This window comes from Shewanella mangrovi (assembly GCF_000753795.1).
In the GTDB taxonomy this organism is placed as follows: Bacteria; Pseudomonadota; Gammaproteobacteria; order Enterobacterales; family Shewanellaceae; genus Shewanella; species Shewanella mangrovi.
On record NZ_JPEO01000001.1, the window covers coordinates 87638 to 113621 of the forward strand.

The following is a 25984-nucleotide window of genomic DNA, read 5'->3' on the forward strand; positions in this document are numbered from 1 at the left end:
ATGAGATTTCAATTAAAACCCCTAGTGCTTGCGCTCACCTTAGCCGCTGGTTACCTGCCATCGTTGCACGCTGCTGAGGTAAACGATATTGCCGCGCAGTTGACCCATGCTCAGCCAGCGACACTGAACACGATTAATCAGCAATATTCCCACGCATTAGTGGCTGGTACATCGGCTGCTGCATTGCTTGAGGCATTGCAACAGCAACTTACGCAAACTATGTCAGCGGAATCCAAGGCCAATGTTTATTTGAGCATGGCAGTGATTCGTTGGCATCAAGGTGACATCAGTCAGGCGCAGCGAGCGTTAAGCCACTCATTGGCTGCCGAGACCAACGCGCAAAATTTGGCGCTTGCTGCGGCGTTAGCCGACGCTACCGGTGATAAGACCAATGCTATCAAGCAGTATCAACAACTGCTTTCGATGACCACTGATGCAGCCTTGCAGCAACAGGTTGCCTTAAAAATCGCGCTGTTGCGGGGTGATCAAAGCGCGTTAAATGTTTACGCGAAACAATATCCACAGCAGCGGTTGGCGGTGGCCGCTATTATGGCATTACAACATCAGCCGAAATTGGCCAGTAACTTAGCCAGTGATGTGGCAACGCTGAACGTTAGCGAGCGTTTGACGTTAGCCGATTGGCAGCTGGCTGCCGCGCAATATCAGCAAGCTGCGCAATCTGCTTGGACGGCGTATCAACAGGCCGACAACGATGCTGATCGCCGCTATGCGCTGTCGTTATATATTGAAGCGTGGCGCGACGCTGGCGATCTGCACGCGGCCGCTGACGGCTTAGCCAACGCCAAACAAGCACCTTTGGTGACCGATGTGCGGCTGGATCTGCTACTGGAGTTAGGGCAGTACGATGCGGCGTTAGCCTTGATTGATCGCCTCGATACGAACGGGCAAACTCCGGCGTTACAGGCGCGTCGCGCGTCGATTTTAGCCTTGGCGAATCGCCCCAAAGCGTTGCAGGCAGAATATCAGCATCAGATTGCGGCGCAGCCACAGCAACTTGCGGGTTACGATGGCTTGGCCGCGCAATACATTAATCAAGGACAAACCGATAAAGCCATTGCGGTTTATCAACAACTGGCGCAGCACAATCCTCACAATCTGCCATTGCTGTTGCAGGCGGCTAAACGGATGATCGCCATGGGACTGAGCGACGCGGCCATTGCGCTAATGCGTCAGCATGCCAGCGATGCCACCGCGCAGCTCAGTTTGCAGCAATTTTTGTTTGAAACCTATCTCAACAAAGGCGATAACGACGCCGCGGCCAAGGTGTTGGCAACGCTCAATCAACAGCTGGCGCCCGACAGTCTGCAACGGCTAACCTTAGCGGAAAATTACGAACGTCTGTTGCAGCCAAAAAAGGCCTTGGCCTGCTTAGTCGCATTAGAAAAACAGCGCGGCAATTTAGGCTATGACCAACAGCTGCATCTCGCGTCGTTGGCCTATAGCACCGGCGATAAGGCGCAGGCATTAACGCGCTGGCAGCAGTTGTGGCAGCACACTAAGTTACCAGCACGACGTAACTTTTTAGAAAATCGTATCGTTGAGGTAGCCAAGCAACTTGGCAGCCTTGAGCACATGGCTGCCACTCTGGCACGGGCGATACAAGCTGACCACGCTAGCCAGCAAGATGTTGATCTGCTGGTGGGTTTGTATCTGGCTCAGCATCAGGGCGACAAAGCCATCGCCGCGGTAGAGTCTTTTGCCAAGCAACATCAGCTCAGTGATAGCGCCCGCTTGCAACAGCTGGCGGCGATCTATGGCCACGAGCAAGACTATTCGCAGCTCAATCGCGTTTGGCGTCAGTTGGCAGAACTTGACCGCAATAATGCGGCGCAGTACTGGCAGCAAATCACCTTAAACAGCTTGCGTAACAACGTGTTTGAACAGCAAGAGCCCGCCAAAGGTATGACGCCTAAACAGCAACGAGCCGAGCAGGTGGATGCCTTGCTTAAGCAACTCAATCAACACGGCGAGCAGGTGGATCATCAGTTTGCCGCCGGGTTGTATGCCATTGCCGGACTTAGCGAACAAGCGATTGCCGAATATCAACAAGCGCTGGCCGAGCAGCCAGATAACAGCGATAACTTGCTACAGCTGGTGGAACTGCTGAAACAGCAGCAACAAATTCCACAGGCGGCGAGTCTGTTACAACTGCAACTGTTATCGGCCAGCAGCGACGGCCAGTTCGCTGCCGTAGATGGATTGCTCAATCTGTTTTCCGCCGGCGAAGATGGCTTGCCGGAGCAGGCACAACTTTATGGCGAACAGGTGTTGCAGTGGTTACAGCGACGTTTGTTTGAAAATCTGGTCAATCAACGCGAGCCGAGCCGAGTGCTGTTGTCATTGGCAGATCTCGGGCAGCAGCAAGGGGATTTTGCCCTGAGTGAACAGGCAAACCGCCAACTACTTGCGATGAGCCCCAATCAGCGTGCCGCGGTGTTGCGGGCGATGATCAGCCAATACAGTGGTGCTGCCGAGCCGGACGTGAGCAGTGGTCCAGCGATTGGCGATAACGCCAAAAAACTGCAGTTTGGCCGTCGGTTGCTGGCCATGCAGCAGCAATTCCCACCATCGCTGTACAGTGATCTCGGTAAGTCGCTGCTGGCCGATGGTGATGTGCTGGGCGCCGAACGCGCGTTCTCGATGATGGTCGATATTCCCGGTATCGTGAATGTCAAACAGCAAAAGGGCGATGCCTACGCCGATGCTGGCTACGATCAGCGTGCGCTAACCTACTTCCAACAGGCACTGGTGACGGAACAGAATAATCTCAGCCTGCTACTCAATACGGCGATTTTAGAGCAACAGTTAGGTGAAACTCAGGTCGCCAATCATTGGTACTGGCAGGGACTCAATACGCTGCTGCAGAAGCAATCATTGCAGTCTGACGGCCAAGCAGATGCGATTTTTTCCGACTTTCATCGCTACTTTGATGCGTTAGCTGAGGGACTGTTGCTCACATGGCCACAGGATGCGACGCAGGTGAAACAGCTTAACCATGCGTTAACTCAGTTGTTTACTGACACGCTAACCCAAACCCAACCGTATATCGACAATCAGACGCCATTAAGCGCTTTGCCGCGGTTACACGCAGTGGTTGAACTGGGACAGAAAGTCGCAGCATTTGATGGTGACATGTCACTGGCACGTGAGTTTGATAACGCGCTGTTGCCCTTGCTTGCCAACGACAGCAACTTGCAGCAAAACCGGCAAAACTACTGGCATTATCGCGGACAACCACTGCAGTCAGTTCAGTTAGACGCGGCGCGTTGGCCGCTAGCTGCGTTAGCTTCAGCAGCAAAGGCAACGGATAATTTCCCACTGCAGCTGATGCTGTTGATCCAACATCAAGATTGGCCCGAGTTGCGCCATGTAGCTGAGCAAGTGGTTGCTGCCAGTCACAGCAACAGTCTCGATCCGCGCGAGCAACTGCTGAAATCGCAATACTATTTCTTAATGCAGCAGGCTTATGATCATATGCCGCTGGCAACATTTACCACCGCACTGTGGCCGACGCTGATGCAGGTTGATAATGCCGAACTCGTCCGCTTTCAGCTGTTGCGCTACAAACCGCAGATGTTTAATGCCATTCAGCAGCAGCTAGGACAGCCGTTACTGGCCAATCAGCGCATCGTTGACTTACTGTTGACTAACTTTAATGCGCCATTGCCGTATGGTTTGCACGCAACTGGCAGTGATACCGAGTTTAATCATTTATTGATCAAACGCTTAAGTAGCGATGAGCTGATAACCTTTTTCGGTCAGTTGCAGCAATTATATGAGCAGCAAAAGCGGCAATTGCCGATCCAGCCTATGGTGCAAACAGCACTGTTACAACGGCCGTTGACCGCCGCACAACAGCAGTCAATTGAACCCCAGCTATTGCGCAGTGTGTTATATGCGCCCAATGGTAAAAATAGTGCTGCCGCCATCGTGGCATCGATGCTATTACTGGATGTGCAGCCACAGAATCGGGACTTGTTACTTAAGGTGGCGCAGCAAATAGTGCAGCAGCGGCCAGACACACAGCAGATGCTACCGTTTTTGCAGCAGTATTTTGCCGATGATTTGACCGCCGCCTATCAAACACTGATGCAGTTGCGACAAGACGTTGGCCGTGGTTTGGGTTATGACTTCACCCAACCCTTGGTGCGGCAATATTTGTCAGCACAGCGGCAGCAAGCGATTGCGACCTTTATGGCGCAGACGCAGGTGAGCAGTGCCGACGCGGTAGATTTTTATCAGACAATCGTGGCCAATGATGACAGCCCGCAGCAGCAATTAGGCTACTTGCAGCACCTGCACCAGCTTCAGCCGGATAATCCGTTGTTTACCAGCGAACTGTTAAAAGCGTTATGGCAACAACAAGCATATCCCGCGTTCTGCCAAGTGCTGCAACGCTGGCAACAACGCACGCCAAGTGCTGATAACCAACGCTTGTTGCAGTTTGCACAGGCAGTGGCTGATGCACCTCAAGCTGCGCCAGTGACATCGCTCTCTGTGGATGAGTTAGTGGCTTGGTTAAACAAGTCTGCCTCAAATGCGGTGGGAATTAGTCACTTGTACGGTGCGGTATTTCAGCAATATGCCACGGTTTATCCAAACGATGCGCTCGTACAGCAACTCAAGCAGCGTCAGGGCGCACAACAAGTGATGACCCCGCAACAAGCGAGCATCAATTTGCATCGACTGGCGCATTTATATGCCAAAGCACCGCAGCAGGCGGTCGCGGTATTGGGCACCATGTGGCGCAATGCCATGGCAGGTAGAAAGCAGTTTGGTAGCGTCAATCTTAGCCGCGATGAACTGCTGCAGTTCCGCTTTGATCTGGATGGCAATAGCATTGGCCTTGTCCCCGTCAACACCGCGACTGAGTTAGCGACGAGTTTTGCCAAACCACAGCCGGTGGATTTACTCACCGTGATGGCCCATTTACCCGAAGCTTCACAGATGTTTGAGGCATGGTTACGTGCCTTACCGGATGAGCAACAACAGTATCAACAGCGCCTCTATCAGCTGATTATTGCTGGCTGGCAACAGCAAGGCGTATTGGCGACGAAGATCAGTGAACTCTGGCAGCAAGCGGCCACTTCACCATTGAGTGGCCATCAACTGCAACTGTTAGCGAGTGGCCTTTCTGCGGCAAAATCCCCACTCACTGAGCCGCAACTTATGCAGTTAACGCATGCCAGCGAGCAGCTGTTAATCATGCCCGTCAGCCTACAAATGCAGTTATCGCGTCTGTTTGCTGGAGCGGGGGATAGCCAAACTGCGGCGCAGTTGTTACAAGCGGCAGTATGGCAGTTGAACTATCCGCCACTGACACAAGCGAGTCGTATGGCAGCGATGCAACCCGATGCCGCTAATATGCAAACGGTTATCGACGTATTAGCAACTTGGCCAGATAAAACAGCGGCCACCAAGGCGCTGCCACAGGTGTTGACGACCATGATGGTGGGAAAAGATCTCGATGGCGCTTCGCGTATGTTGTGGCAAAGCTTTGTGGCAAGTGCCGCAGCAAAGGTGAGTGGTCAAGGTTCATTATCGCTACTTAAACAGCAGTTTCCTGAGGTGTTAGTTGCTGCTGAGCAGCCAAGCGCTTCTGTGGCGTTGCAACTGAGTGTCTCCAGCGTGTATTTGGCGGCTGGTGAGCAAGCTGCGGCGCAAACGTTGCTGCAAGGTGCATTAAGCTACCAAGCGCCAGATCAGCAGTGGTCTCATTACGATCGCGACAAGGCGCAGCTGGCGGTGACGTTGCTGGGGAATATTCGTGGCCGCATTGATGACGATATCATCATGCCGTGGTTAATGGCTTACGTGGATGATGCCGATATGAGTCGCTTAACCGCCTTACTTGAGACGGTGGCGAACGCGAAAACGAAAACCTCTACATTACATGGCGAATCTTGGACCAGTTTACTGCTGCTGACAGCGCAGCGGCTCCGCGATAACGGCCAAGGCGCCCAAGCGCAGCAACTGTTGCAGCAAGCCTTGCGGCATAAGGACTCATCGCCATTGCTGCAACAAGCGTTAAACACCCTGCAGAACAATCACTAATGTTTGTCAGTTAGCGGTAAGCAATTGTTGGTAGCGTGAAATGATTCGATGCTACTGTGAACACCATTATGCTAACCGCTTTTCTGACCGCTTTATCCCTGACGACCGCCGTGGCATCCACTAGCGCTGCGGCGTCAGAAACTGCACCACAAGTGACTCAATCCGCCACTCAAACCACCACAGCCGCAGCGGCGCAGATCCGCTACGATAACCGTGGTCGGCCTGTGATTGCGACACAGGTCAACGGTAAAGGCCCTTATTATATGGTGGTTGATAGCGCGGCGGAATCGAGCCTGATTGTCCCAGCACTGGGAAAACTGCTCGGCGTGCAGAGCGTGGATAGTGGCTTAGTGATCCGCGGTGCCACAGGTAAAGTACAAGCCAAAATGTATCCGATTGATCAGTTCACCAGTTCGTTATTTGACGAAAAACAGATTGGTCTGCTCGAACTGCCTAATCCCGGCTCGACACCTGCGGCGGGCATTATTGGAATGGATCTGTTTGCCAACCAAGCGCTCGTGTTTGATATTGCCCACGGCCAACTGCGTACCGCAACCTCCGGCGCGGTGGCTGGCCACTATGCCACGGTGAAAGCGATTGATAATCAGAGTTTATTGATCAGTGTGATGGTTAAACTAAACGGTGTTGAAATTCCCGCGCTGATTGATACTGGCGCCGCCGCTACCATCGGTAACTATGCAGCAATGCGCGCCTTAGGTTGGGATCATAATTCTAAAGCGCTACAAGATGATGGTGCCATTCGTGGTGCGACCGCAGATACCAGCGCGATTAAGAAAGCCTCAATTGCCACTTTTGCGTTTGGGCCATTGACGATGCGCGACGTGCCATTGCGTTTTACGACTCAGGATGATGGTCGCCCAGCACGCATCACTCTCGGCAGCGACATCCTCAACAACTTCATCGGTTTTGCGTTGGATTTTCCTAAACGTGAACTGCTGATTATGCTGCCCGAGGCGAGTAAAGCCGACGCGCATTAGCAAGTACTACTTGAACGAAACTTAAGGGCTCGCCCTTTGTGTATTTTATCTAAATGGGTACGACTTTTAGCCGAAATTTCACTCATTACCGCATCGGCAATGAACACTGCCAATCAGTGCTGAGCCGCGTCAGCGCTCAATAGTGCAAAGCGTGAGCACAATTAACACGTGATAGCCATCACCATCTGTTTCAATTTGTGAAATTTACAATATCTCTGATCAAATTCACTTGAAAACCGTAGAAATTATACGGAATATATGAGTTTGAAAATGTATGACCTTTAATGATGTATAGCTTTAAAGCGACGAATAACCAATCTGAGCAGGGAAGAGCTAGATGAACAGAAAGTGTGATACCAAAGAGAAGTATTTAAAAAGCATGTTCTTGATCAAAAAATGTGCAAAAACTCCACTGTATATACTTATTTATCCTTCGCTTAATCTGTAGATTAATTCATTATTCATTAAAACATCACTAATTTTCTTGGATGATTAGTAGGTGTTCCCCCCAATTATAAAAGTAAAATACAAACCAATTTGTACAGACTGAATATTAACTAAGCGTGTATCTGAGTGATGCATGCTCTTTTAGGACAGTAAAATAAAATGGAAAATATCTCGATTGCGGCAAAGCTTGGTATTGGCTTTGGCCTGCTGATTGTGTGCAGCTTATTTTTGTCGCTCACTGGCTGGCAAGGATTAGATAAGGTTATCGATGGTGGCAAAAAGCTCTACGCCATTCAAAGCGTTAATAAGGTGATTTCTGACACCAAGGCCGCGCGTGAGAACTACCTGCGGACAATGAACAACGAGCATAAGCAGCAACTTGCACAGAATATTGATAATATTATCAGCGCATTAACTACCCAAAAGCCCAAATACGATTCTCCGGAAGCGATCGCTAAAATTGATCTCGCACTGACTGCTATGGCGGATTACCAAGGTGTATTTCAACGTTTGGCGGTGGTGGTTGATAACAAAGCCAGCAGTGCACAAGCAGTGCTCGATAAGGCGCAATTGGTTAATGACCAACAAGAGCAACTGGTAAAGAAGCTTGAAGCTGTCAGTGGTGAGCAGATCCACTGGCAGACAATTGCGCAGCTTAATGACATCAGTACTCACCTAGAACAGGTTGAACAACTGGCAAATAGCTGGTTAGTTGCCGGCACTGCCAATCATCAGATATTCCCCCAGATCCAAAACCAACTAAATAGTATCATTGAAAGACTAGCTCAGGTGGCGCAAATCGATAGCTCGGTCTCAACCAGCAATAACATTAGTGCTATTCGTGATTTACTTGCTCAATATCAACATTTGGTATCGCTTGATCTGGACGTCGATACCCTGACTGATGAATTTGGCAAAAGTGCGTTAAACGTGCGTAACAGTATTGATAACTTAGAACAGTTTCAAACCGAACGGCAACGCAATGCCAGTTCTCGCGCTCAAATCATGTTGTTAGTGGTGTCTTTGTTGGCAATTGTTGTGGGGGTGGCACTTACCCTGTTAATTACTTCACAAATTGCTAAACCATTACATGCCACCGCTGAAGCAGCTGCTAAGATAGCCAAAGGTGATTTAACCATTAGTTTCAACGTCACCCGCAAAGACGAAGTCGGCACTTTGCAACGGGCAATGGCAGATATGGCCAGTTCGTTAAAAGAGCTGATTGGCAATGTCTCATCTGGCATCGCCGAGCTGTCATCATCGGCAACGCAGCTTTCTGCGGTAACTGAGCAAAATCGTGTCGGCATGCGCCAGCAACACTTGGAAATCGAGCAGGTGGCCACGGCGATGAATGAGATGACCACCACAGTGCATGATGTTGCCAGCAATGCCGAGCAAGCAGCGGAAGCGACCAGTTCGGCGCAGCAAGTGACTAATGACGGTACGCTTAGTGTTGAGCAGGCGCTGAAAGGCGTGCAGGAGTTGTGCGAGGTCATCGACAACACCTCAGCGGCAATGGCAGCTCTTGCGGAACAAAGTGATGGCATTGGCGGCGTCTTGGAAGTGATTAAAACCGTTGCTGAGCAAACCAACTTGCTGGCGCTCAATGCGGCGATTGAAGCGGCGCGTGCGGGTGAAGCCGGACGTGGTTTTGCAGTGGTGGCCGATGAAGTACGCAATCTTGCCCAGCGTACGCAGCAGTCTACTTCTGAAATTGAAACCATGATTCAGCGGCTGCAGGATGAAGCGCATAATTCGCTGAAGTTAATGGGGACGAGTCGCGATATTGCTAACACCAATGCGACCAGTGCCGGCAATGTGGGCACCTTGTTTGACCGTATTGCGACCGCAGTGTCGAATGTGCAAGAGATGAACCATCAAATCGCGACCGCCGCTGAAGAGCAAAGTGTGGTGGCAGAAGAGATTAACCGCCGCGTGGCTCAAGTAAATGAGATTGCCGATCAAACCGCGGTTGCCTCTAATGAAACCGCCGAAGCGACCGAACGATTGGCGGCATTAGGTTCGCAATTAAAAGTATCGATATCCGGCTTTAAGGTTCGCTAACGTACTGATACGGGAAGTTAGCTAACACTTTGATGCAGAAAAGGAGTTCGTCATGTGTGAGATAGCGTTTGCCAAGCGTGATGCCTTTGACAAACGAAAGAACGAGGTACAGTATCAGGTCAATCAAGTCTTATTCAGCAAAACGTTTGAATATGATGCTGCCCTCGATGCTGTTGCTCTTGCTCACCAGCCGTTAGCGCAAGACGATATTCATGTGCGGCTTTTACATAAGCGTCAACTTGAACAAACGGATGATCCTGAATTAACCATCATGTTCGCTATCGCGCGAGACAGTGAATATGATGGCCAGTTTAATCCGTTAGTCGCGCCCGATGATCTACAAAAAGTCTGCGATGTAGAACGTAATCTCTATTATGCGGTTTACGAATTAGGGCAGTTTCATGCCTTGCTGAAAATCAGTGGCACCAATATGCGCCAACGTTTCGAGCGAGAAGAGATGGCGCGTTATTTTGCTGGTACCGCCGCCAAACTGAGTTACCGCTTGAGTGACTTCAGTCGTATGTCCCATCTTAATGTTGCCGACCAAGTGATTAACCGTGCCCGCGAAGCGATTGTAATCACCGATCCTGCCGGCAATATCGTGCGTGTGAATAAATCCTTTACGCGGATTACTGGCTACACCGAGGCCGAAGCCATTGGCAATACGCCGCGGGTGTTGAAGTCGGGGATGCAAACTGAGAAGTTTTACCAGAAACTTTGGCAACAACTTATCGAAGATGGTTATTGGTTTGGTGAGTTCATCAACAGAACCAAAGACGGCAAGATTTATAACCAGCGTGGCTCCATTTCCGCCATTCATACAGAAGATGGTGAACTGCTGTATTACGCGGCGATGATGGAAGATGTCACTGAGTTAAAGCTGTCAGAGGCTAATCTCAATCGCCTGAACTACTTTGATGAGCTGACGGGACTGCCAAACCGTAACAAGCTCAGCCATGATTGTGCTGAGTTTTTGAAAAGCGACGTTGCGGCAAAACATGAGCTGGCGGTATTAGTTATCGATCTCGATGACTTCAAGCATGTGAACGATGCCATGGGACATCGCTTTGGTGATGAGTTGCTGCGCGCCGTGGCTGAGCGTCTTAGCAATTGTGTCGGTCAAACTGGCACAGTGTATCGTTTTGGTGGCGATGAATTTGTGGTGCTGACCAAGTACCATGAACGGGGCACCCAGGAGTTGGTGGAAGATCTGATTGAGCGCATGAAAGTCAGCTTTGAGGTGCGTTTCAACCCGATCCTTATCAGTTGCAGTATTGGCATTGCGCTTTCCGGTCAGGATGGCGATAACCTAGAGCAGTTGTTAAGCCGAGCCGATCTGGCTATGTACTCTGCTAAGGAAAGTGGTCGCGCAAGGTTTGCCTTCTCGTCTGATGAACTGCATAGAAAAGCCTTTAACAATCTTTTGCTTAAAAGCGAGTTGCAGCACGCATTAGCAACCCAGCAAATGAATTTGGTTTATCAACCGAAACGCTGTATTGCGCAGGACACAATTGTTGGCTGCGAGGCGTTGGTGCGCTGGGAGCATCCGCAGCATGGTGCTGTCAGTCCGGCTGAGTTTATTCCCATCGCTGAACGTTCCGGCATGATTGTCGAAATTGATTACTGGGTGATGGAAGCGGCCATGCAACAGTTGGCGCGCTGGCGGCAGCAGGGCTTAAGCTTAGTGCCGGTCGCTGTTAACGTCTCCTTGCCCACGTTTTCACACGATGGCTTTGTCGAGGATGTACAGGCACTGTTACAGCGTTATGACTTGTGCGGTGAGCTGTTGGAACTGGAAATCACTGAGCGAGTAGCGCTGGGCAATGTTGTTACTACTGCCGAGGTGATGCGGCGCTTGATTGAACTCGGCATTCATATCTCGATGGATGACTTTGGTACTGGCTACTCGAGCTTGTCCTACCTCAATCAACTACCGATCAGTACCTTGAAAATTGACCGCGCCTTTGTGAGTAATATTGAGCACGAGCCGCTAAAACAAGGGATCACTGGCGCTATCGTCGCCATGGCGAAAGCGATGAAGCTCAAGACGGTGGCTGAAGGTGTGGAGACGGAAGCCGAGCTTAACTATCTGGCACAGCTGGGCTGTGATCAGTTGCAGGGCTTTTATTACTCGAGGCCATTAGCACCGGCAATGTTCACCCGTTGGTTGGCGCCGCGCGAGCTGAATTAACCACGATAAAAAGCCCAAACATTAGGTTTGGGCTTTTTATTATCTGATTGGCGGCGTTATTCGAAGCAGACTCTGGCCCAACGGGCAAGCCCGGCCGTTACCGAACCAAAGTCGTTACCACTCACAAGCGGCACTTGCGGCAGAACTTCCGCTACTGCTTGACGTAACACCGGCGAGCGCGCCGAACCCCCGGTCATAAATACCACGTCGGGAGTCGTGTCTGCTTGCGTTACCGCTTCCTGCACCAGCTTAGTTATCTGCTGTTTTGGTACATCCAATGCCTGCACCATATCGTCAAATAACATCTCCACTGACAGTGACTCATTTTCTAGTGCCATGCTGCTGCGATAATTCGGAGTGTTTGACAGGGCAATCTTAGCTTCTTCAGCGCGGCGTACCAGGCTATAGCCGAGCGTATCGTAATAGACTTCCAATAACCGCTTCAGTTTTTGAGGCTCTTGGGATTCTTTGAGCAATAGTTTGAGTTCTGCCAGATTTCGTTGACCATAGAATTCGCTTTGGGCTGACAAATCGTTAATTGCGAGTGGGTTCCACAACTGCTTCATTGGCATTTCCAACCCCGAATCCAGCAGGCTGCCCAGACCAAAATGTGGCATCAACTGGTGAAAGGCGAGATAGATATCTAAATCATTACCGCCGACGCGTTGACCACTGTGGGCGAGGAGGCTGGCGCTGCGGTCTGCTGCATCGCGCCAGTTTGGCCCCATGCGCAGCAGCGAGCAGTCGGTGGTACCGCCGCCAATATCGACGACTAATACTGTTTGTTCTGTCGTTAGGCTGGCTTCATATTCCAATCCCGCCGCGACTGGCTCGAACTGAAATTCTATCTGTTTGAAGCCCGCCCGCTGAGCGGCGCGGCGTAAGATCTGCTCCGCTTGCTGATTAGAGTCTGCACCGCCACTACCCTGAAAGTTAATCGGTCTGCCGATGACCGCATCAGTAATTGTTTGTTGGCACTGCTGCTCGGCTGTGTGCTTGATGTTGGCCATCATGGCGCATACCAGGTCTTCGAAAAAGCGCAGTTGTACGTCGTGCAGTCCCATGGCGCCGAGGAACGACTTGGGGGATTTAACGTAGTAAAGATCCTGCGGGTGCGCTAAATAGAGTTCTAACGCGGCCTGACCAAAAAGTAAGTCTTCCTTCTTAAGCTCAATTCCTTCTTCGCGGTTAGCCGCCATCGCGCGGCGCAATAACTGCTGTCCTACGGCATCAGCCGGTTCAATCTGGCAGTAGCGAAACAGGTATTCTGAGACGGAATCTCTGGTCGGTGCGGCGAGTGTGGATGGCAGATAATGTTGGCCATTTTCCAATGCAATCAGCTGCGGTGCATCATTCAGCATATGGGCAACCGAGCAGTTAGAGGTGCCGTAATCAAAACCAATAAACATAAAACGCCTTGTGCCTAGCTCAAAAAGAAAAGCCGCATAAGCTAACGTAAAACGCCGTGAATGCCAATTATTGGTTGCCACAACAGGCAAATTAACTGTTGGCTAGGCAATTGTGGGCGGCGTAAAAGCAAGGCGATGACTAGACGCTATTCAGGCGCACGCTATTATCAATAGTACTGTTGCAAGCCGCTGAATGTTTATCATTTTTCAGTTTATGTCATAGTAGTACGGCGCAACCTATCAATAAAATGAACGGATTAGCACAGCAGCCAATGGGCATCAAAGAGGACTTGCATGACCGATATTTTACTCATCACATTCGTGTTTTTAGTGGCCGGGGTGGTCGCGGCGCCGCTGGCATCACGTTTCTCCCTCGGTTCGGTACTTGGCTACTTGTTGGCGGGAATCGTCATTGGTCCGCTGCTATCGCTGTTAGGCGTCAATGTTAGCTCGGTGCAGCACGTGGCCGAGTTTGGTGTCGTGATGATGCTGTTTTTGGTGGGCCTCGAATTGGAGCCAAAACAGCTATGGGCGATGAAATATCGTTTGATGGGACTGGGTGGTGGGCAGATTTTGATCACCGCCGCGATTATCGCATTGATCGCTGTTGGCTTAGGACAAAGTTGGCAGGTGGCGATCGCAATTGGCTTAATGTTTTCGCTGTCTTCAACCGCGATAGTGCTACAAACCTTGAATGAAAAGGGGCTGATGCATTCCGATGGCGGGCGCGCTTCATTTTCAGTGCTGCTAACTCAGGATATTGGGGTGATCCCCATGTTAGTCTTGCTGCCGCTACTGGCAACGGATGCAAGCAGTGCCGCAGTGGTACAGGAAACAGCGGCACATGATTTTAGCCTAGTGGCAGGGCTAAGCGGTTGGCAGACGGCCATTATCACGGTAGTGGCAATTCTGCTGGTGGTTGGTGGTGGTAACTATCTTACCGCCCCGATTTTCCGCTTTGTGGCGGTGGCGCGTTTGCGCGAATTGTTTACCGCCACCGCCTTGATGTTCGTGGTCGGCATCTCGTTATTAATGTCGCTGGTGGGGGTGTCGCCAGCACTCGGGACCTTTTTAGCCGGATTAGTGTTGGCGAACTCTGTGTATAAACATGAGCTGGAAGCCAATATCGAACCGGTAAAAGGGCTGTTGCTCGGGCTGTTTTTTATCACCGTCGGTGCCCGCATCGACTTCTCACTGTTGATGGCAGAGTTTTGGGTGATTCTCGGACTCACACTCACGCTGTTTTTGGTAAAAGCCTCTGTGCTGTTTGGCTTAGGCGTCTTGTTTAAGGTGCATGGTAGCAACCGCTGGTTGCTGGCGCTTGGTGTCTCGCAGGTCGGGGAATTTGCCTTTGTACTCCTGTCTTTTACCGTCGCCAATCAGGTGGTATCACAGCAGCTTGCCGATACCTTGATGCTGGTGGTGGCGATGTCGATGCTGATGTCGCCAATCATGTTTATCTTCTATGAAAAGGTGATCATCAAGCGCTGCAGTCCAAAGATGTCTAACAAGGCCGATGAAATTCCACCGAATGACGCCAAGATCATTATCGCCGGCTCTGGCCGTGTCGGTGGTATTGTTGACCGCATGCTACGTAGCGCCGGATTTTCTACCACGGTGATCGACTACAGCCATGAGCGGTTAGAGGCATTAGAGCGCTTTAAAGTGAGTACCTACTTTGGTGATGCCACTCAGCCTTCTATGCTGCATTCGGCGGGGATTGCAGAGGCAAAACTGTTAGTGATTGCACTCGATGAAGCGGAGCAGATCTCCAAATTGGTCCAGTATGTCACTAAGGCCTATCCGCATGTGCACGTGATTGCGCGGGCGGTAGATCGTCACCATGTATATGATCTCTACGCCTATGGTTGCCGCGATATTATTCGCGAAACCTTTGACAGTAGTCTGCGCATCGGCCGTTCAGCATTTGAAGCCTTAGGGATCCCCAAAGCGGCAGCTGAGGAGATGAAAGCTGTCTTCAATGAATACGATCGACAGAATATGGTGCAGGTGGCCGATGTGTATAAGATTGGTGTACCAGTACATGAAAACGATGCGTATGTGGAACGTATTTTTGAATTACAGCAAACCTATGCGCCCGCGATGGAAGTACAGATGAGACGCTTGCGGGATGGCGTTAATGTGCCGCAGCAGCCAAAGGAATAGCGGTTATTTTCCCGCATCACTCACGTAGGTGATGACATAAATTGGCCTCGCACTGGTCTGCGAAATACCGTACAGCATGCACTATATTTGTGTGGTTGATCGCAGGCTTTTGCGACACTAGCCGATAGACTGGACAATCTTATGTTTGTTCAGCAGCAGGTTAATCATGGATCCCCGAATCAATCGTATTTATCTGATTGCTGCCGCAATCATCTCGCCATCGCTGTCGTTTTTACTACGTGACGACAGTATTCTCGCCCGCAGTATCTGTATGTTGCTGGTGTTTGTTGCGATGATCTGTGCCGCCTTGTTTCATAATGAGTGGGCCAAGAATCAGCAACATGATCAGCAGGATAACTAGCTTTACCGGTCGCTGTAAGCAAACGGCTCATGATAGTTGCCGCTGAGCGCAAATAGGTGTGCGCGGGAGGTTATTAGAACGTTGGTGAGAGCATGAGATTGCCGGATTTGGCTAACCATAGAAAAGGGAGCATTTGAGCTCCCTTTTTTGATGAGATTAATCTTCTAACTGCACTTTCATCACCACTTTGCGCACCGCTACTGGCGTGTCGAGCGTGGCCGCCATATGCATATCGCCAGGGAAAAATATTGCAAATACGCCGGGATTTAACGGCATAAAACCGGCCTGATGTTGATGTTTTTCATAGTCGAATTTGGCAAAGTCCCGTTCGCTGTCATAGGCAATGTCAGCATCCTGTCCATGGAAAGGCAGGTAACCAAACTCCTCGTGACCGCTGATGACGTATTGCACATCGGCATAACGGCGATGCACTTCAAACATCTCCTGATCCTGAGGCTTGGTCTCATATTCGTTGATGATCGCCAGCAGCTTATCACCATCGACTTTATGAACGCCCTTAGCGAGTTGACTAAAATCGGTAGTGGCAACGAACTCCAGCGCCAGTTTCAGACGCGGATGCAAGTTACTGTAGAGATGACGGTTGGCAAGGCTATCAAGGATCATGATGAACTCCGTGTAAAAGGGCTGCCCAAGTATATCGCCTATAAAAAAAGAGACCAGCAACTTTGCTGGCCTCTTGATTCGCGTCGCACCTATTAGAAGGTGTAGCGCAGGTCGAGATAGTAGTAACCACCGTTAATGCCAAATGGCGAGTTGGTGATTGGGTATTTGAAGATACCGTTGAACTGTTGATCTTCAGGCGCTTTGTCTGGATAGACGTCAAACAGGTTTTGCGCACCTAAGGTTACTGTCAGATCGTCAGTTGCGCTGTAGGCAACAGACAAATCTGTGGTGATCTTATCGCCATACACTGCTTCTTCACCGTTAGAGTAGGCAATTGCATACTCGCCGTAGTAGTTGAAGCGCAGGCTAGTTTTGAAATCACCGTAACGATGGGTGAAGTTAACGTTGCCTTTGTTACGTGGCGTTGCGCGTGTCATACGCACTTGCTCAACATTATCGAACAGCAAAGCAGGGTCTAAGTCGCCAAAGGTATCTGGCAGATGAATGCTTTGAATGTCGGTGATGCTGTATGAGTATGCCAAGCTAGTGTTTAAGTCGCCATAGCTACCCAAAGAGAAAGCTTTACTCGCAACTAAGTCAACACCTCGAGTACGGGTATCTACCGCATTCAGGAAGAAGCGAGCAGATTGGGCGTTGGTGGTAGACAGTGCATCAGCCACTACTTCAGATTGTGCAGGGCGTACCGAGCTGGACAGTACAATACGATCATCGATATCAATTTGATATGCATCTAATGTTATGCTCAGACCATCGTCGCCGGTATAGACCAAACCGCCACTGAAGGAGGTTGATTTCTCGGGTTTCAGCTCACTAATCCCCAACGCATGTGCAACGTCAGACAGACTGTTGAAGGTACCAGATTCAGTTGGTACCAACTGGTTGGTAGTTGGATCGTTCACAAACAGTGTTGAGATGTTTGAGAAGTACAGCTGTTGCACGCTTGGCGCACGGAAACCAGTATTGGCTGTGGCACGCAATGCAATCCGATCTGTCAGCTCATAACGTGTGGCTAACTTCCAGCTGGTGTTGCTGCCGAAATCTGAGTAGTACTCGTAACGTGCCGCGGCTGCCCAGTAGAAGTCTTGGGTCAACTGGTTTTCTACTTCAGCGTACACACCCGTGTTGTGACGGCTTTCGTCCACTTGAGACTCAGGCGTGAAACCGGTAAAGCCTTGGCTGCCTACTGCGCCACTAAAACCACCATTTGAGTATGAAGCTTCTTCGCCAGCTTCGATCTGATAGCCGTTTTCACGCCATAGCGCGCCAACAGCCAGCATCAGATCTGAGTTGTTATAGAACGGAATATAGCGTGAGGCATCGATATTGAAATCGAGCTCATCGGTCGACAATGTACCGGCATAGAAGCTGGTTGGGCTGTCGTCGCCATAAGAGACGTTCAAACTGTTTTTGACATGATATTCAAATTCGTTTTTGCCATAGCCGGCGGACATATCAACGTCCCAATCCAGCAGGTTGAATTTGTAGCCGACAACAGCAGTGTAATCTGTCAGTTTCGGTGCAATCTTTGGCAGAAAGCCGTCAGGGTAGATAGACGTCAGGTTGCGCGCATCCAGTGAACGGCGATAGAAAGCGCCAGATTCATTTTCGCGGTGGCTGTAACCACCGAAGGCGTACAGCTTGCTCTTGTCTGATAAGTTCTGCCCAGCGTTAACAAACACACCCAGGTTGTCGTAAGTACCGTCACCAATCTGGTGGTTCTTACGATTAAAGGTATCTTCGCGAGGATCTAAGCTGCCATCTTCCAGCGCGGCATATTGCTGGCGTGGATCGTTACCGGCTCGGTTAGTACTGTTTTTATGCTGTGCTTCCAGCGACACGTTAACAAAACCATCTTCATTGGTTTTCATGCCTTTATTCGCACCAATACGCCATTGCTGGCCGTCACCCATATAGGTTTGACCCATCTGCGCATCAACCAGACCACCTTCGTCGGCATCTTTCAGTACCACGTTGATTACGCCGGCAATCGCATCTGAGCCATATTGTGCTGAAGCACCATCACGCAGAATTTCGATACGCTTGATAGCGGTCATTGGAATGGTGTTCAGGTCGACGTTTGATGAGCCTTTACTGGCGGTACCGTTCAAATGCACCAATGCTGAACCGTGGTAACGTTTACCGTTAACCAGTACCAGCGCGTGATCTGGCGACAGACCACGTAAGCTCGCAGGACGGACCGCATCTGAACCGTCAGTTACCGCTGAAAACGGAAAGCTATAACTCGGCGCTGCCGATTGTAACGCTTTGGCGGTTTCGGTTAAGCCGGTAGCTTCAAGCTGCTCGGCGGTGATGATATCGACCGGAACGGGAGTATCAGTAGCAGTACGCACGGCTAAGCGCGAACCTACAACGGATATTTTCTCGATATTGGAATTGTCTGCAGCAGATACAGAAGTAACCGCCGCAAGCTGACTTAGTACAGCAAGCGAAAGTATGGACAGTCTCATATGACCCTCTGTTATGTTTATGTTATTTTTTATATTTTATTTGTTATCGCCACACAACGTAGTTCAGATTTGCTACAAATGCAATCATAAAATAAAAAGAAAATAGGCTAAATCTTTAAGGCTTTATTTAATAAAGTGCATTTTCATTAATATATTCACACTCACATTACATCTATTTTGTGGATTGTTATTTTTCGACGGAAGTGGTTGTTGATCCAGCATAAATTCTAAAAATATGGTTTATTTTTATACACATTAGCGGCTGCTGACATCGGATGAGTATATTTCATTAGATTATATTTTGAGCGCTTTATATATTAGCTCTTAAAAAATTATTATTTAATTAGATACTTGTTTTATTGTTTATTATTTGTTTAAAAATTGTTTTAATTAAGTTTGCTTATCAATTGCATTGTTGATTAATTCATCAATAAACTTTTCGTTGTTGATTTAATATTGCGCAATAAGCATTGGATAACGGCTTCGCTTATCTGTAACGGATTCAGTAAAATAGACAGGTTTATTGTTTGCCACGGTGCGTTATGAAGCATACCTCTATTGCTGCTCAGCCCTCGTTTGTCATTTTACCGCCACAGCATGATGCACCCACAGTGCTGGCGTTTCTGTGTGAGCGGTTCGCACAAATCGGTGCCGAGGTTTGGCAAGCACGCGTGCGTGATGGCAAAGTGCATTGGCAGAATGGGGAGTTGATTAATGACACGACGCCCTATCGTGCTGGCGCACGGGTGTATTACTACCGTGAAGTGACTGCCGAACCTCAGATCCCTTTTCAGGAACAGATCCTGCAGCAGAATGCGCATTGCTTGCTGGTGTTTAAACCGCACTTTTTACCTGTGACGCCCGGCGGACAATACGTCAACGAATGTTTAGTGAATCGTTTGCGCCAGCGTTGCGGCATCGACACAATTATCCCAGCTCATCGTCTAGATCGTGATACTGCGGGCGTGATGCTGATGGCGGTCGCGGTGGAGAGTCGCGATGCATATCATGGGCTGTTTCGTGCTGGAACAATTAACAAAACCTATCAGGCTATTGCCAAGTTGACTCCCGAGTTAGCAGCGCAATACGCGGATGGCGAGTTAAGCCCTCCACGCTTTTGGACGGTGCGCAATCGCATTGACGTTGGCAACCCCAGCTTTACCATGCAGTGCGTAACCGGTGAAGCCAATAGTCACTCGGAGATCTGCTTATTGGCGGTCAAAGCGGGATATGGCTTATTTGCGTTACGGCCTGTGACCGGCAAAACCCATCAGTTACGAGTGCATATGCAGTCTCTGGGAATGCCGCTGCTGAATGACCGCTTTTATCCGCAATTACAACCTAAACAAGCTGACGATTTCACTAAGCCGTTGAAGCTGGTGGCTTGCCGACTGCAATTTACCGATCCGTTTACGCAATTGCCGTGTGATATTCGTGTTGCCGGTTTTGAAGCCGAGTTTGATATGCCGCCATTGTGTCGTTCGCCTTGGGCAGACGCGCCTATTAATCTTGGTTAATGTTGATAGCCGCACACCTTCGCTCTGCGGTATAACGACAGCATATTTTGCATCACTACAACAGCAAGGTGGTTATCAATGGCGATCAGTCAATTAGATCCAAAAACCGCGTTAATTGTTATCGACCTCCAATACGGTATTGTGCGCTTACCCTCGTGTACTCCCACTGAGTCCGTCATCGCTAACGCAGTGCGCTTAATTGAGGCATTTCGCGCGCAGCAGTTGCCTGTCGTGTTGGTCAATGTTGCCGGGAGTGCCCCCGGACGCGTCGAGCAAAGCCTTGGCGGCGGTGCCGTGCCGGATGATTGGGCCACCTTGGTGCCAGAACTGAATGCGCAGCCGAGTGACATCTTGATCACCAAACGTCATTGGGGCGCACTGATTAATACCGAACTGCATCAGCAACTGCAGGCGCTGGCAGTGACCCAAGTGGTGGTGGTCGGGATAGCGGCAACGATCGGAGTTGAGTCGACTGCCCGACAAGCCTATGAACTGGGGTATAACGTTACTTTGGTACTGGATGCGATGACAGATCGTAGTCGAGAAGCATTTGATAATTCGGCAACGCGTATCTTTCCCAAGTTAGGGGAAACTGGCAGCACAGCTGAGCTGCTGGCATTGCTCGGTGCTTAATAGCGTCATAGAAGTCGTATTATTCAGCGGCAGAAATCTGGGTGTATTTGACTCATTCCGCCATGGTATGCACCCCGAGTTTCCTCATCGCATTAGCGCGATGAACTTCGATGGTACGCAGTGATAAACAAAAGCTCTCTGACATCTGCTTGTTGGTGCTGCCATCAAAGCAGTGCCACGACTTGTCTTTCCCGCTGTGACAAGCTGCTAAAGCGTGCCAGCAGTTGCTGCTGCTCCTAAGTGCGAGATGTGGTGTTAGAGCAACACGGCCTGTTGCCATTGCAAAATCGCCAGTCCCAACGAGGTTGCCACGTCAGTTTGTGGTTGCCCTATTTACCGAAGCAGGGCAACCCGCAATAAGCTGTTCGTGGTAGGTGACTAGCGCATGGTTTCAATGATGTGCCAGCGTCTGCGAGCAAATTCCACGGCTAAGCCGGCTAACAATCCAGCGGCAGCGTTGAATGCCAAGCTGAATACCGCAGTAACGGCAATCACTAGCATACAGAACGGACGACCATCCAACAGGCGTTTTGACCACGCTAATTGCAGCCCCGCAGTTGACAGCAGGCTGCCCAGAATCGCCATCGGGATCAGACTTAGTAGCCATGCGACAGTTTCGCCCCAGCACAGCGCTATCATCAGACAAAAGCCACCAAAAATCAGCGGTGCCCACATACGGCGCGCGCCAAAGTGATATTGCACCGCAAGACCACCGGCACCATGACACATGGAGATGGAGCCAAGTGGCGCCAGCAGCAAATTGGCAAAGCCCGCACTGGTGGCAAAGGCTTTAGAGGTAAACTTGGCCGCATCTTCCGGGAATTTTTCCCGCGCCATTAACGACGAGGCGATAACGGCGTTGGTTAAGGTCATGGCTAACTGTGGCAGCACTAATAAGGTCAGGGCACTTTGCCAATCGCTCATCGCAGGCCAGCCCAAATGCCAAGGCGTGTTGTTAAACTGGAACTCGGCATCGCTGGGGCCAAGGTGATATTGCCAGAGCATGCCTAAGACAATCACCAGCGGCATGGAGAGATAACGCAAAGGTAAAAAGCGTGCTAAAAAGATGATGGCAAAAGCACCAAACCCAACGAGGGGAGATAGCGACATCATCTTTGCTCCCATCCACAATAATTGCAGACCGATGGCAAATTGAATACCGATAGAGATGGCCTGTGATATCTGCTTGGCCAGCCATTCAATGGCGCCGCTGTAGGCAAGCGCCAGCAAAATAAGTCCCATCAGCATAGCACTGGCTTGCATCATGCCGGGGCTCAGCCCTTGCGCGATCACTAAGGCTGAAATCACTTTCATGGGTTGAACGGGGATCGGGCGGCGGTAGAAGAATGCAACTGCGATGCACAAAATACCAAAACCGAGAAAAATGCCCTGGGGAGAAAATTGGTTAAGCGCGATAAGTCCGAGTACTAGCGGTAAAAAAGTACCCAAATCCGCAAAGGCGCCAGTCAGCTCTCCTAAAAAACGATTGGCAGAATCTGCGTTACTTGAGTTTGGGGTCATAAAGGTTGCCGTTGAAAAAAGTATTTCGACATTGGCAAGTATAGTGCCAATTTTGGCTATGGGTGTTTTCGCTAAAATACCTAATTGGTAATAATTATCCCCTCTTTTTATGGGTGATTAGGACATATTGATAAATCAGTAGGACGGATTGTCTTGCTTAAAAGGCCAGCCTGAGAAACATCATCAGGCTGGCAAGCAGGGTGGAGTGAGAATAGGTGAGAGCCCTATTACTATTTTGCGTGGCGTGCGCCGGTTTTCACTTTCATTGGGTCGCCATCGTAACCGAGGGCTTTCCAATCTAAGCGACCGTTAGCTGAGTGACATTCATTGCATTTCAGCGCGTTCTCTTTTGGTGACACCATATGGTTGATACGCCACCACATTTCGGTTGGGGCAAAGTCATATTCGCCACTGTAGGTCGCGCCCGCTGCTTTCATGGATTCGCTGGCTTCCATACCTAAACGGATAGCTTTGTCCCAATCAAAATCTGACCAATAGCCACCTTTACCGTAGGTTTTTGGATTGAGGAAGATGTGATTCTTCTTATCGTAAACCTGTTTGCCAGTATGGACTTTGAACGGGTAGATACGCGCTTTGGCATCGCCGATATCGCCAAGAGGATAGGCCAGTTTGGTGACTTTGCTTGGGTCCATTTTATCACCAGGCATGTAAGCGTTGGCATGGCCGTTGTACCAAGCGTAACTTGGTTTGACCATCTTGCCCCAAGTAAAGCTACCTTTCTTCTTCAGATAAGTATGACGGCCAAATTCATCTTCAGACTCTGGCAGATCTTTACCTGCGGTTGACCAATCCCATGTCAGTTTGGTGGCTTCTTCACGGGCGAAGAATGGAATATGACAGGTTTGGCATGCCACGGTTTCAACGTGTGCATTCAAGCGCTTATTGGCGTGCGGCGCTTTGTCATGGCAGTTTTCACAACCAATATGATCGTCACCGCCTGGTGATACGCCCATTGCATTACCGCTGATTTGATGCTCTGTGGTTTGGTGACAATCCTGACATTGGAAGTCGTTGCCATCGGCATTCATGTGCACATCAAGTTCGCGGTTCGGGTACGCCATCGATGAGTCTAGGTCACCGTGTTTCACGGCATCACCGCCACCACCATAGAAGTGACAGCTACCACAGTTATCACGCACCGGTTTACCGACATTTTGAGCAATGCGAGTGAGGTCGATATTACCCATCGCTTCACCGGCGACAGTTTTAACATAGCTGCCGGTGGTATCGTGGCAGACTAGACAATCGACTTTAGTTTCATCTTTAAAATCAAAGGTATTATCTTTCCAACCATAGCCTGCATGGCACACAGTACAGCGTGGTTCGTTACCAGAAATCGATACACAGAAGTTGTTGATCGCGTTCTTCTTACCGCGTTTTACCGTGCGATCCGGCAGTTTCTGTTCCAGCTCCCAAGTCCAGTGTGAGCTGGTCATAAAGTCGGTTGCTTCTTTTTCATGGCAGGCTAAACAGGCTTTGGTCACCGCTGGACCATCAGCAAACGGGCCTTGCAACACCTCTTTATGGGGGGGCGCTGCCGCAAAACTGCTGCTAGCTGCGAGCGCCAGTAGTAACAGTAAATGTTGTTTCATCATATAGCTCCCGCCTCGGCGAACCGAGGCTCGTTATTAGAAGTTCACGGTCAAAGAGGCGTTGATGTCGTAAGCCTTATCAACAACAGGTAACAGTGAGTAAGCGCGTCCAGCCACAACATCGCTGACTTTCTGAGGCGCGCCAACTGGCGTACCGCTGCCGGTGTATTGGTAGTCGTAATACAGGCCTGCCAACTTGATGAACATCTTCGGATTCACATCAAAGATGTAGTAGCCTTCGACAACATGACCGCGCGTCGCCAGCTTGCTGCCGATAGGGTCGTCTTGCGCTTGAGTGAATGGAGTCCAGTATTTGGAGCCATAGTTGTATTCCAGACCGACTTTGCCGTAAGGCGCTGGGATCTGCATACCCACATAGACACCGTAGCCGTTGTGAGTGCTGTCATCGTCAGCGACTGCTGGACTCATGATGATCTCAGTGCCGTCGGCGTTGAGTTCGGCGGTGAACACAGCGTCAGACAACATGCCACCAAACATGCCAGCGTTGCCGTTGCCATTGGCTTGGGTCCAACCGAATGAGGCGAAGAACTTCTGATCTTCATCTGACTCGTAGGCGTAACCGATACCGCCTAAGTACATGTCACCAATTACACCGCTTGGCTGGACGCGGGTGACAAAGTTAAAGCTGTCGAACTTTTGCAGATCTTGGTACATGGTCGGCGCAAAAATGGCCGCCAATTGGTTCGGAAACGCCATCGTGCCTTTAAAGCCATCGTTAATGTCTTTGGCACCAAACAGCGTCAGTTGCAGGAAGTGGTTGCCGTCATTAATCACGTCTATGTTAAAGCCACCTAAGTGGGTGTCTTTGGTGACGGTATCGCCAAATAGCTCGCCGTTACCCCATTGTGATTCAAAGCCTTGACCGTAACAGAAGCGTACCACCATGCCGTCAACACCAATCACTTCACCCAGCTTGTAACCTAAGGTTAAGCCGTCAAAGTTGAAGTTAACTAAATGGCCAGATGGAGTACCGCCTCGTAGTTCGTTTTCACGATATTGGCTAGGAGGGCCGTAGGTCGATGGGCGACGACCAATCGACAGATAGAATGGTGAGCCACCAATGTCGCGCCAGTCAAAATAGGCGCGTTCTACCCGCAGCCAATCGCCTGAAGTGTTACCGGAATCTGTGCCGTCCATTGTGAATGAACGCCAAGAGTCAAACACCTGCACGCCAGTGCTATCACCCCAGTTTTTGTACATACTGAGACGACCTGCAAAGTCGACGTTATCCCAGACTTTGGCTTTCAGGTTAAGACGCAAACGGGTGGTATACAGCAGGTCATTGTCGATATCCTGTTGACTGAACGGCGCCAGCACGTACGGCATTACCCCTTGTAACATGCCACTTTGAAACGCTGCTGCTAGATCTGGGTTAGCGGCCATCATTTTGCCAATGGGTGAATCAGCATCCATCGGATTGCCATATTCACCAGCCATGGCGCGCATACCAAAATCACTGAAATTCACCCCAATGGCAGGATTCCAAGTCACATTTTGATAATGAAGTGAGTGAGATTTGACCCGAAAATCACCGGTTATTGTCAGGCGGTCGGTTGCCGAGTGGCGTTCGTTTTTGGCCACGCGGCTGTTCAGATCTTCGAGTTCTTCGGTAATATCGGCGAGCTGCTTTTTCAGCTCAGCAATTTTGGCAGAGTCCTGTTGATCGGCGGCATAAACAGCAGGGGCGCTCATCACAGACAATCCCAAAGCTTGTGCTACAACAATCGCGACAAGAGTGCGCATAGTGTTCTCTCCTGACCGGCTTGGCGGTCTTTTTCAGGCAGCAAGAGTCCCTGAGGTCTGGCCCCATAATGGTTACTGCCTGTGGCTAAATTTGTTTAGGTGACGACGGGTC

At 50.1% G+C, this 25984-nt stretch carries 15 protein-coding genes; 8 read left to right on the top strand and 7 right to left on the bottom strand.

Annotated features, from left to right (window positions below):
• The 4 genes from HR45_RS00385 (at position 1) to HR45_RS00400 (ending at position 11775) form a co-directional block, all read left to right on the top strand.
• A complete protein-coding gene (locus HR45_RS00385; RefSeq protein WP_037438602.1) occupies positions 1-6075 on the top strand; it encodes a tetratricopeptide repeat protein in 6075 nt (2024 codons plus the stop codon).
• A 68-nt stretch (positions 6076-6143) separates the two neighbouring features.
• On the top strand, positions 6144-7073 hold the full coding sequence (locus HR45_RS00390) for a pepsin/retropepsin-like aspartic protease family protein (protein WP_156103974.1): 930 nt from the start codon (positions 6144-6146) through the stop codon (positions 7071-7073).
• Positions 7074-7679: 606 nt separating this feature from the next.
• Positions 7680-9584: a HAMP domain-containing methyl-accepting chemotaxis protein gene (locus tag HR45_RS00395; RefSeq protein ID WP_037438606.1), complete on the top strand. Its 1905-nt coding sequence runs from the start codon at positions 7680-7682 to the stop codon at positions 9582-9584.
• A 52-nt stretch (positions 9585-9636) separates the two neighbouring features.
• Complete coding sequence (locus tag HR45_RS00400) at positions 9637-11775, top strand: putative bifunctional diguanylate cyclase/phosphodiesterase (RefSeq protein WP_052074392.1); 2139 nt, start codon at positions 9637-9639, stop codon at positions 11773-11775.
• Positions 11776-11831: 56 nt separating this feature from the next.
• Here HR45_RS00400 and yegD read toward each other — a convergent pair whose 3' ends face one another.
• Entirely contained in the window at positions 11832-13184 is a 1353-nt protein-coding gene (yegD, locus tag HR45_RS00405) for a molecular chaperone (protein ID WP_037438608.1), read from the bottom strand.
• A 294-nt stretch (positions 13185-13478) separates the two neighbouring features.
• Between yegD and HR45_RS00410 the strand changes: the two genes are divergently transcribed.
• Both HR45_RS00410 and HR45_RS00415 read left to right on the top strand, forming a co-directional pair.
• Positions 13479-15350 (top strand): cation:proton antiporter domain-containing protein, encoded by a 1872-nt coding sequence (locus HR45_RS00410; protein WP_037438610.1) that lies wholly within the window; start codon positions 13479-13481, stop codon positions 15348-15350.
• A 166-nt stretch (positions 15351-15516) separates the two neighbouring features.
• Positions 15517-15711 carry a hypothetical protein gene (locus tag HR45_RS00415; RefSeq protein WP_037438611.1) on the top strand — a complete coding sequence of 65 codons (195 nt, stop codon included), beginning with the start codon at positions 15517-15519 and terminating at the stop codon, positions 15709-15711.
• Between the two features lie 156 nt (positions 15712-15867).
• Here the strand turns inward: HR45_RS00415 and HR45_RS00420 are convergent, their stop codons facing one another.
• Together HR45_RS00420 and HR45_RS00425 are read right to left on the bottom strand one after the other, a co-directional pair.
• Complete coding sequence (locus HR45_RS00420) at positions 15868-16335, bottom strand: NanQ anomerase/TabA/YiaL family protein (protein WP_037438614.1); 468 nt, start codon at positions 16333-16335, stop codon at positions 15868-15870.
• 92 nt (positions 16336-16427) lie between these two features.
• Positions 16428-18824: a TonB-dependent receptor plug domain-containing protein gene (locus HR45_RS00425; protein ID WP_037438617.1), complete on the bottom strand. Its 2397-nt coding sequence runs from the start codon at positions 18822-18824 to the stop codon at positions 16428-16430.
• Positions 18825-19366: 542 nt separating this feature from the next.
• Between HR45_RS00425 and HR45_RS00430 the strand changes: the two genes are divergently transcribed.
• Both HR45_RS00430 and HR45_RS00435 read left to right on the top strand, forming a co-directional pair.
• Positions 19367-20341: a pseudouridine synthase gene (locus HR45_RS00430; protein ID WP_052074393.1), complete on the top strand. Its 975-nt coding sequence runs from the start codon at positions 19367-19369 to the stop codon at positions 20339-20341.
• 78 nt (positions 20342-20419) lie between these two features.
• Complete coding sequence (locus HR45_RS00435) at positions 20420-20974, top strand: isochorismatase family protein (RefSeq protein WP_037438619.1); 555 nt, start codon at positions 20420-20422, stop codon at positions 20972-20974.
• A gap of 52 nt (positions 20975-21026) precedes the next feature.
• On the opposite strand, the gene HR45_RS19780 is transcribed toward HR45_RS00435, so the two are convergent.
• The 4 genes from HR45_RS19780 to HR45_RS00450 all read right to left on the bottom strand — a co-directional run bounded on the left by HR45_RS19780 (position 21027) and on the right by HR45_RS00450 (position 25872).
• Positions 21027-21254, bottom strand: a complete 228-nt coding sequence (locus HR45_RS19780; protein WP_430742011.1) for a LuxR C-terminal-related transcriptional regulator — start codon at positions 21252-21254, stop codon at positions 21027-21029.
• A 98-nt stretch (positions 21255-21352) separates the two neighbouring features.
• A complete protein-coding gene (locus HR45_RS00440; RefSeq protein ID WP_037438621.1) occupies positions 21353-22495 on the bottom strand; it encodes a putative sulfate/molybdate transporter in 1143 nt (380 codons plus the stop codon).
• A 230-nt stretch (positions 22496-22725) separates the two neighbouring features.
• A complete protein-coding gene (locus HR45_RS00445; protein WP_037438623.1) occupies positions 22726-24108 on the bottom strand; it encodes a tetrathionate reductase family octaheme c-type cytochrome in 1383 nt (460 codons plus the stop codon).
• A 36-nt stretch (positions 24109-24144) separates the two neighbouring features.
• Positions 24145-25872 (bottom strand): DUF3373 domain-containing protein, encoded by a 1728-nt coding sequence (locus HR45_RS00450; protein WP_037438625.1) that lies wholly within the window; start codon positions 25870-25872, stop codon positions 24145-24147.
• Positions 25873-25984 lie beyond the last annotated feature (112 nt).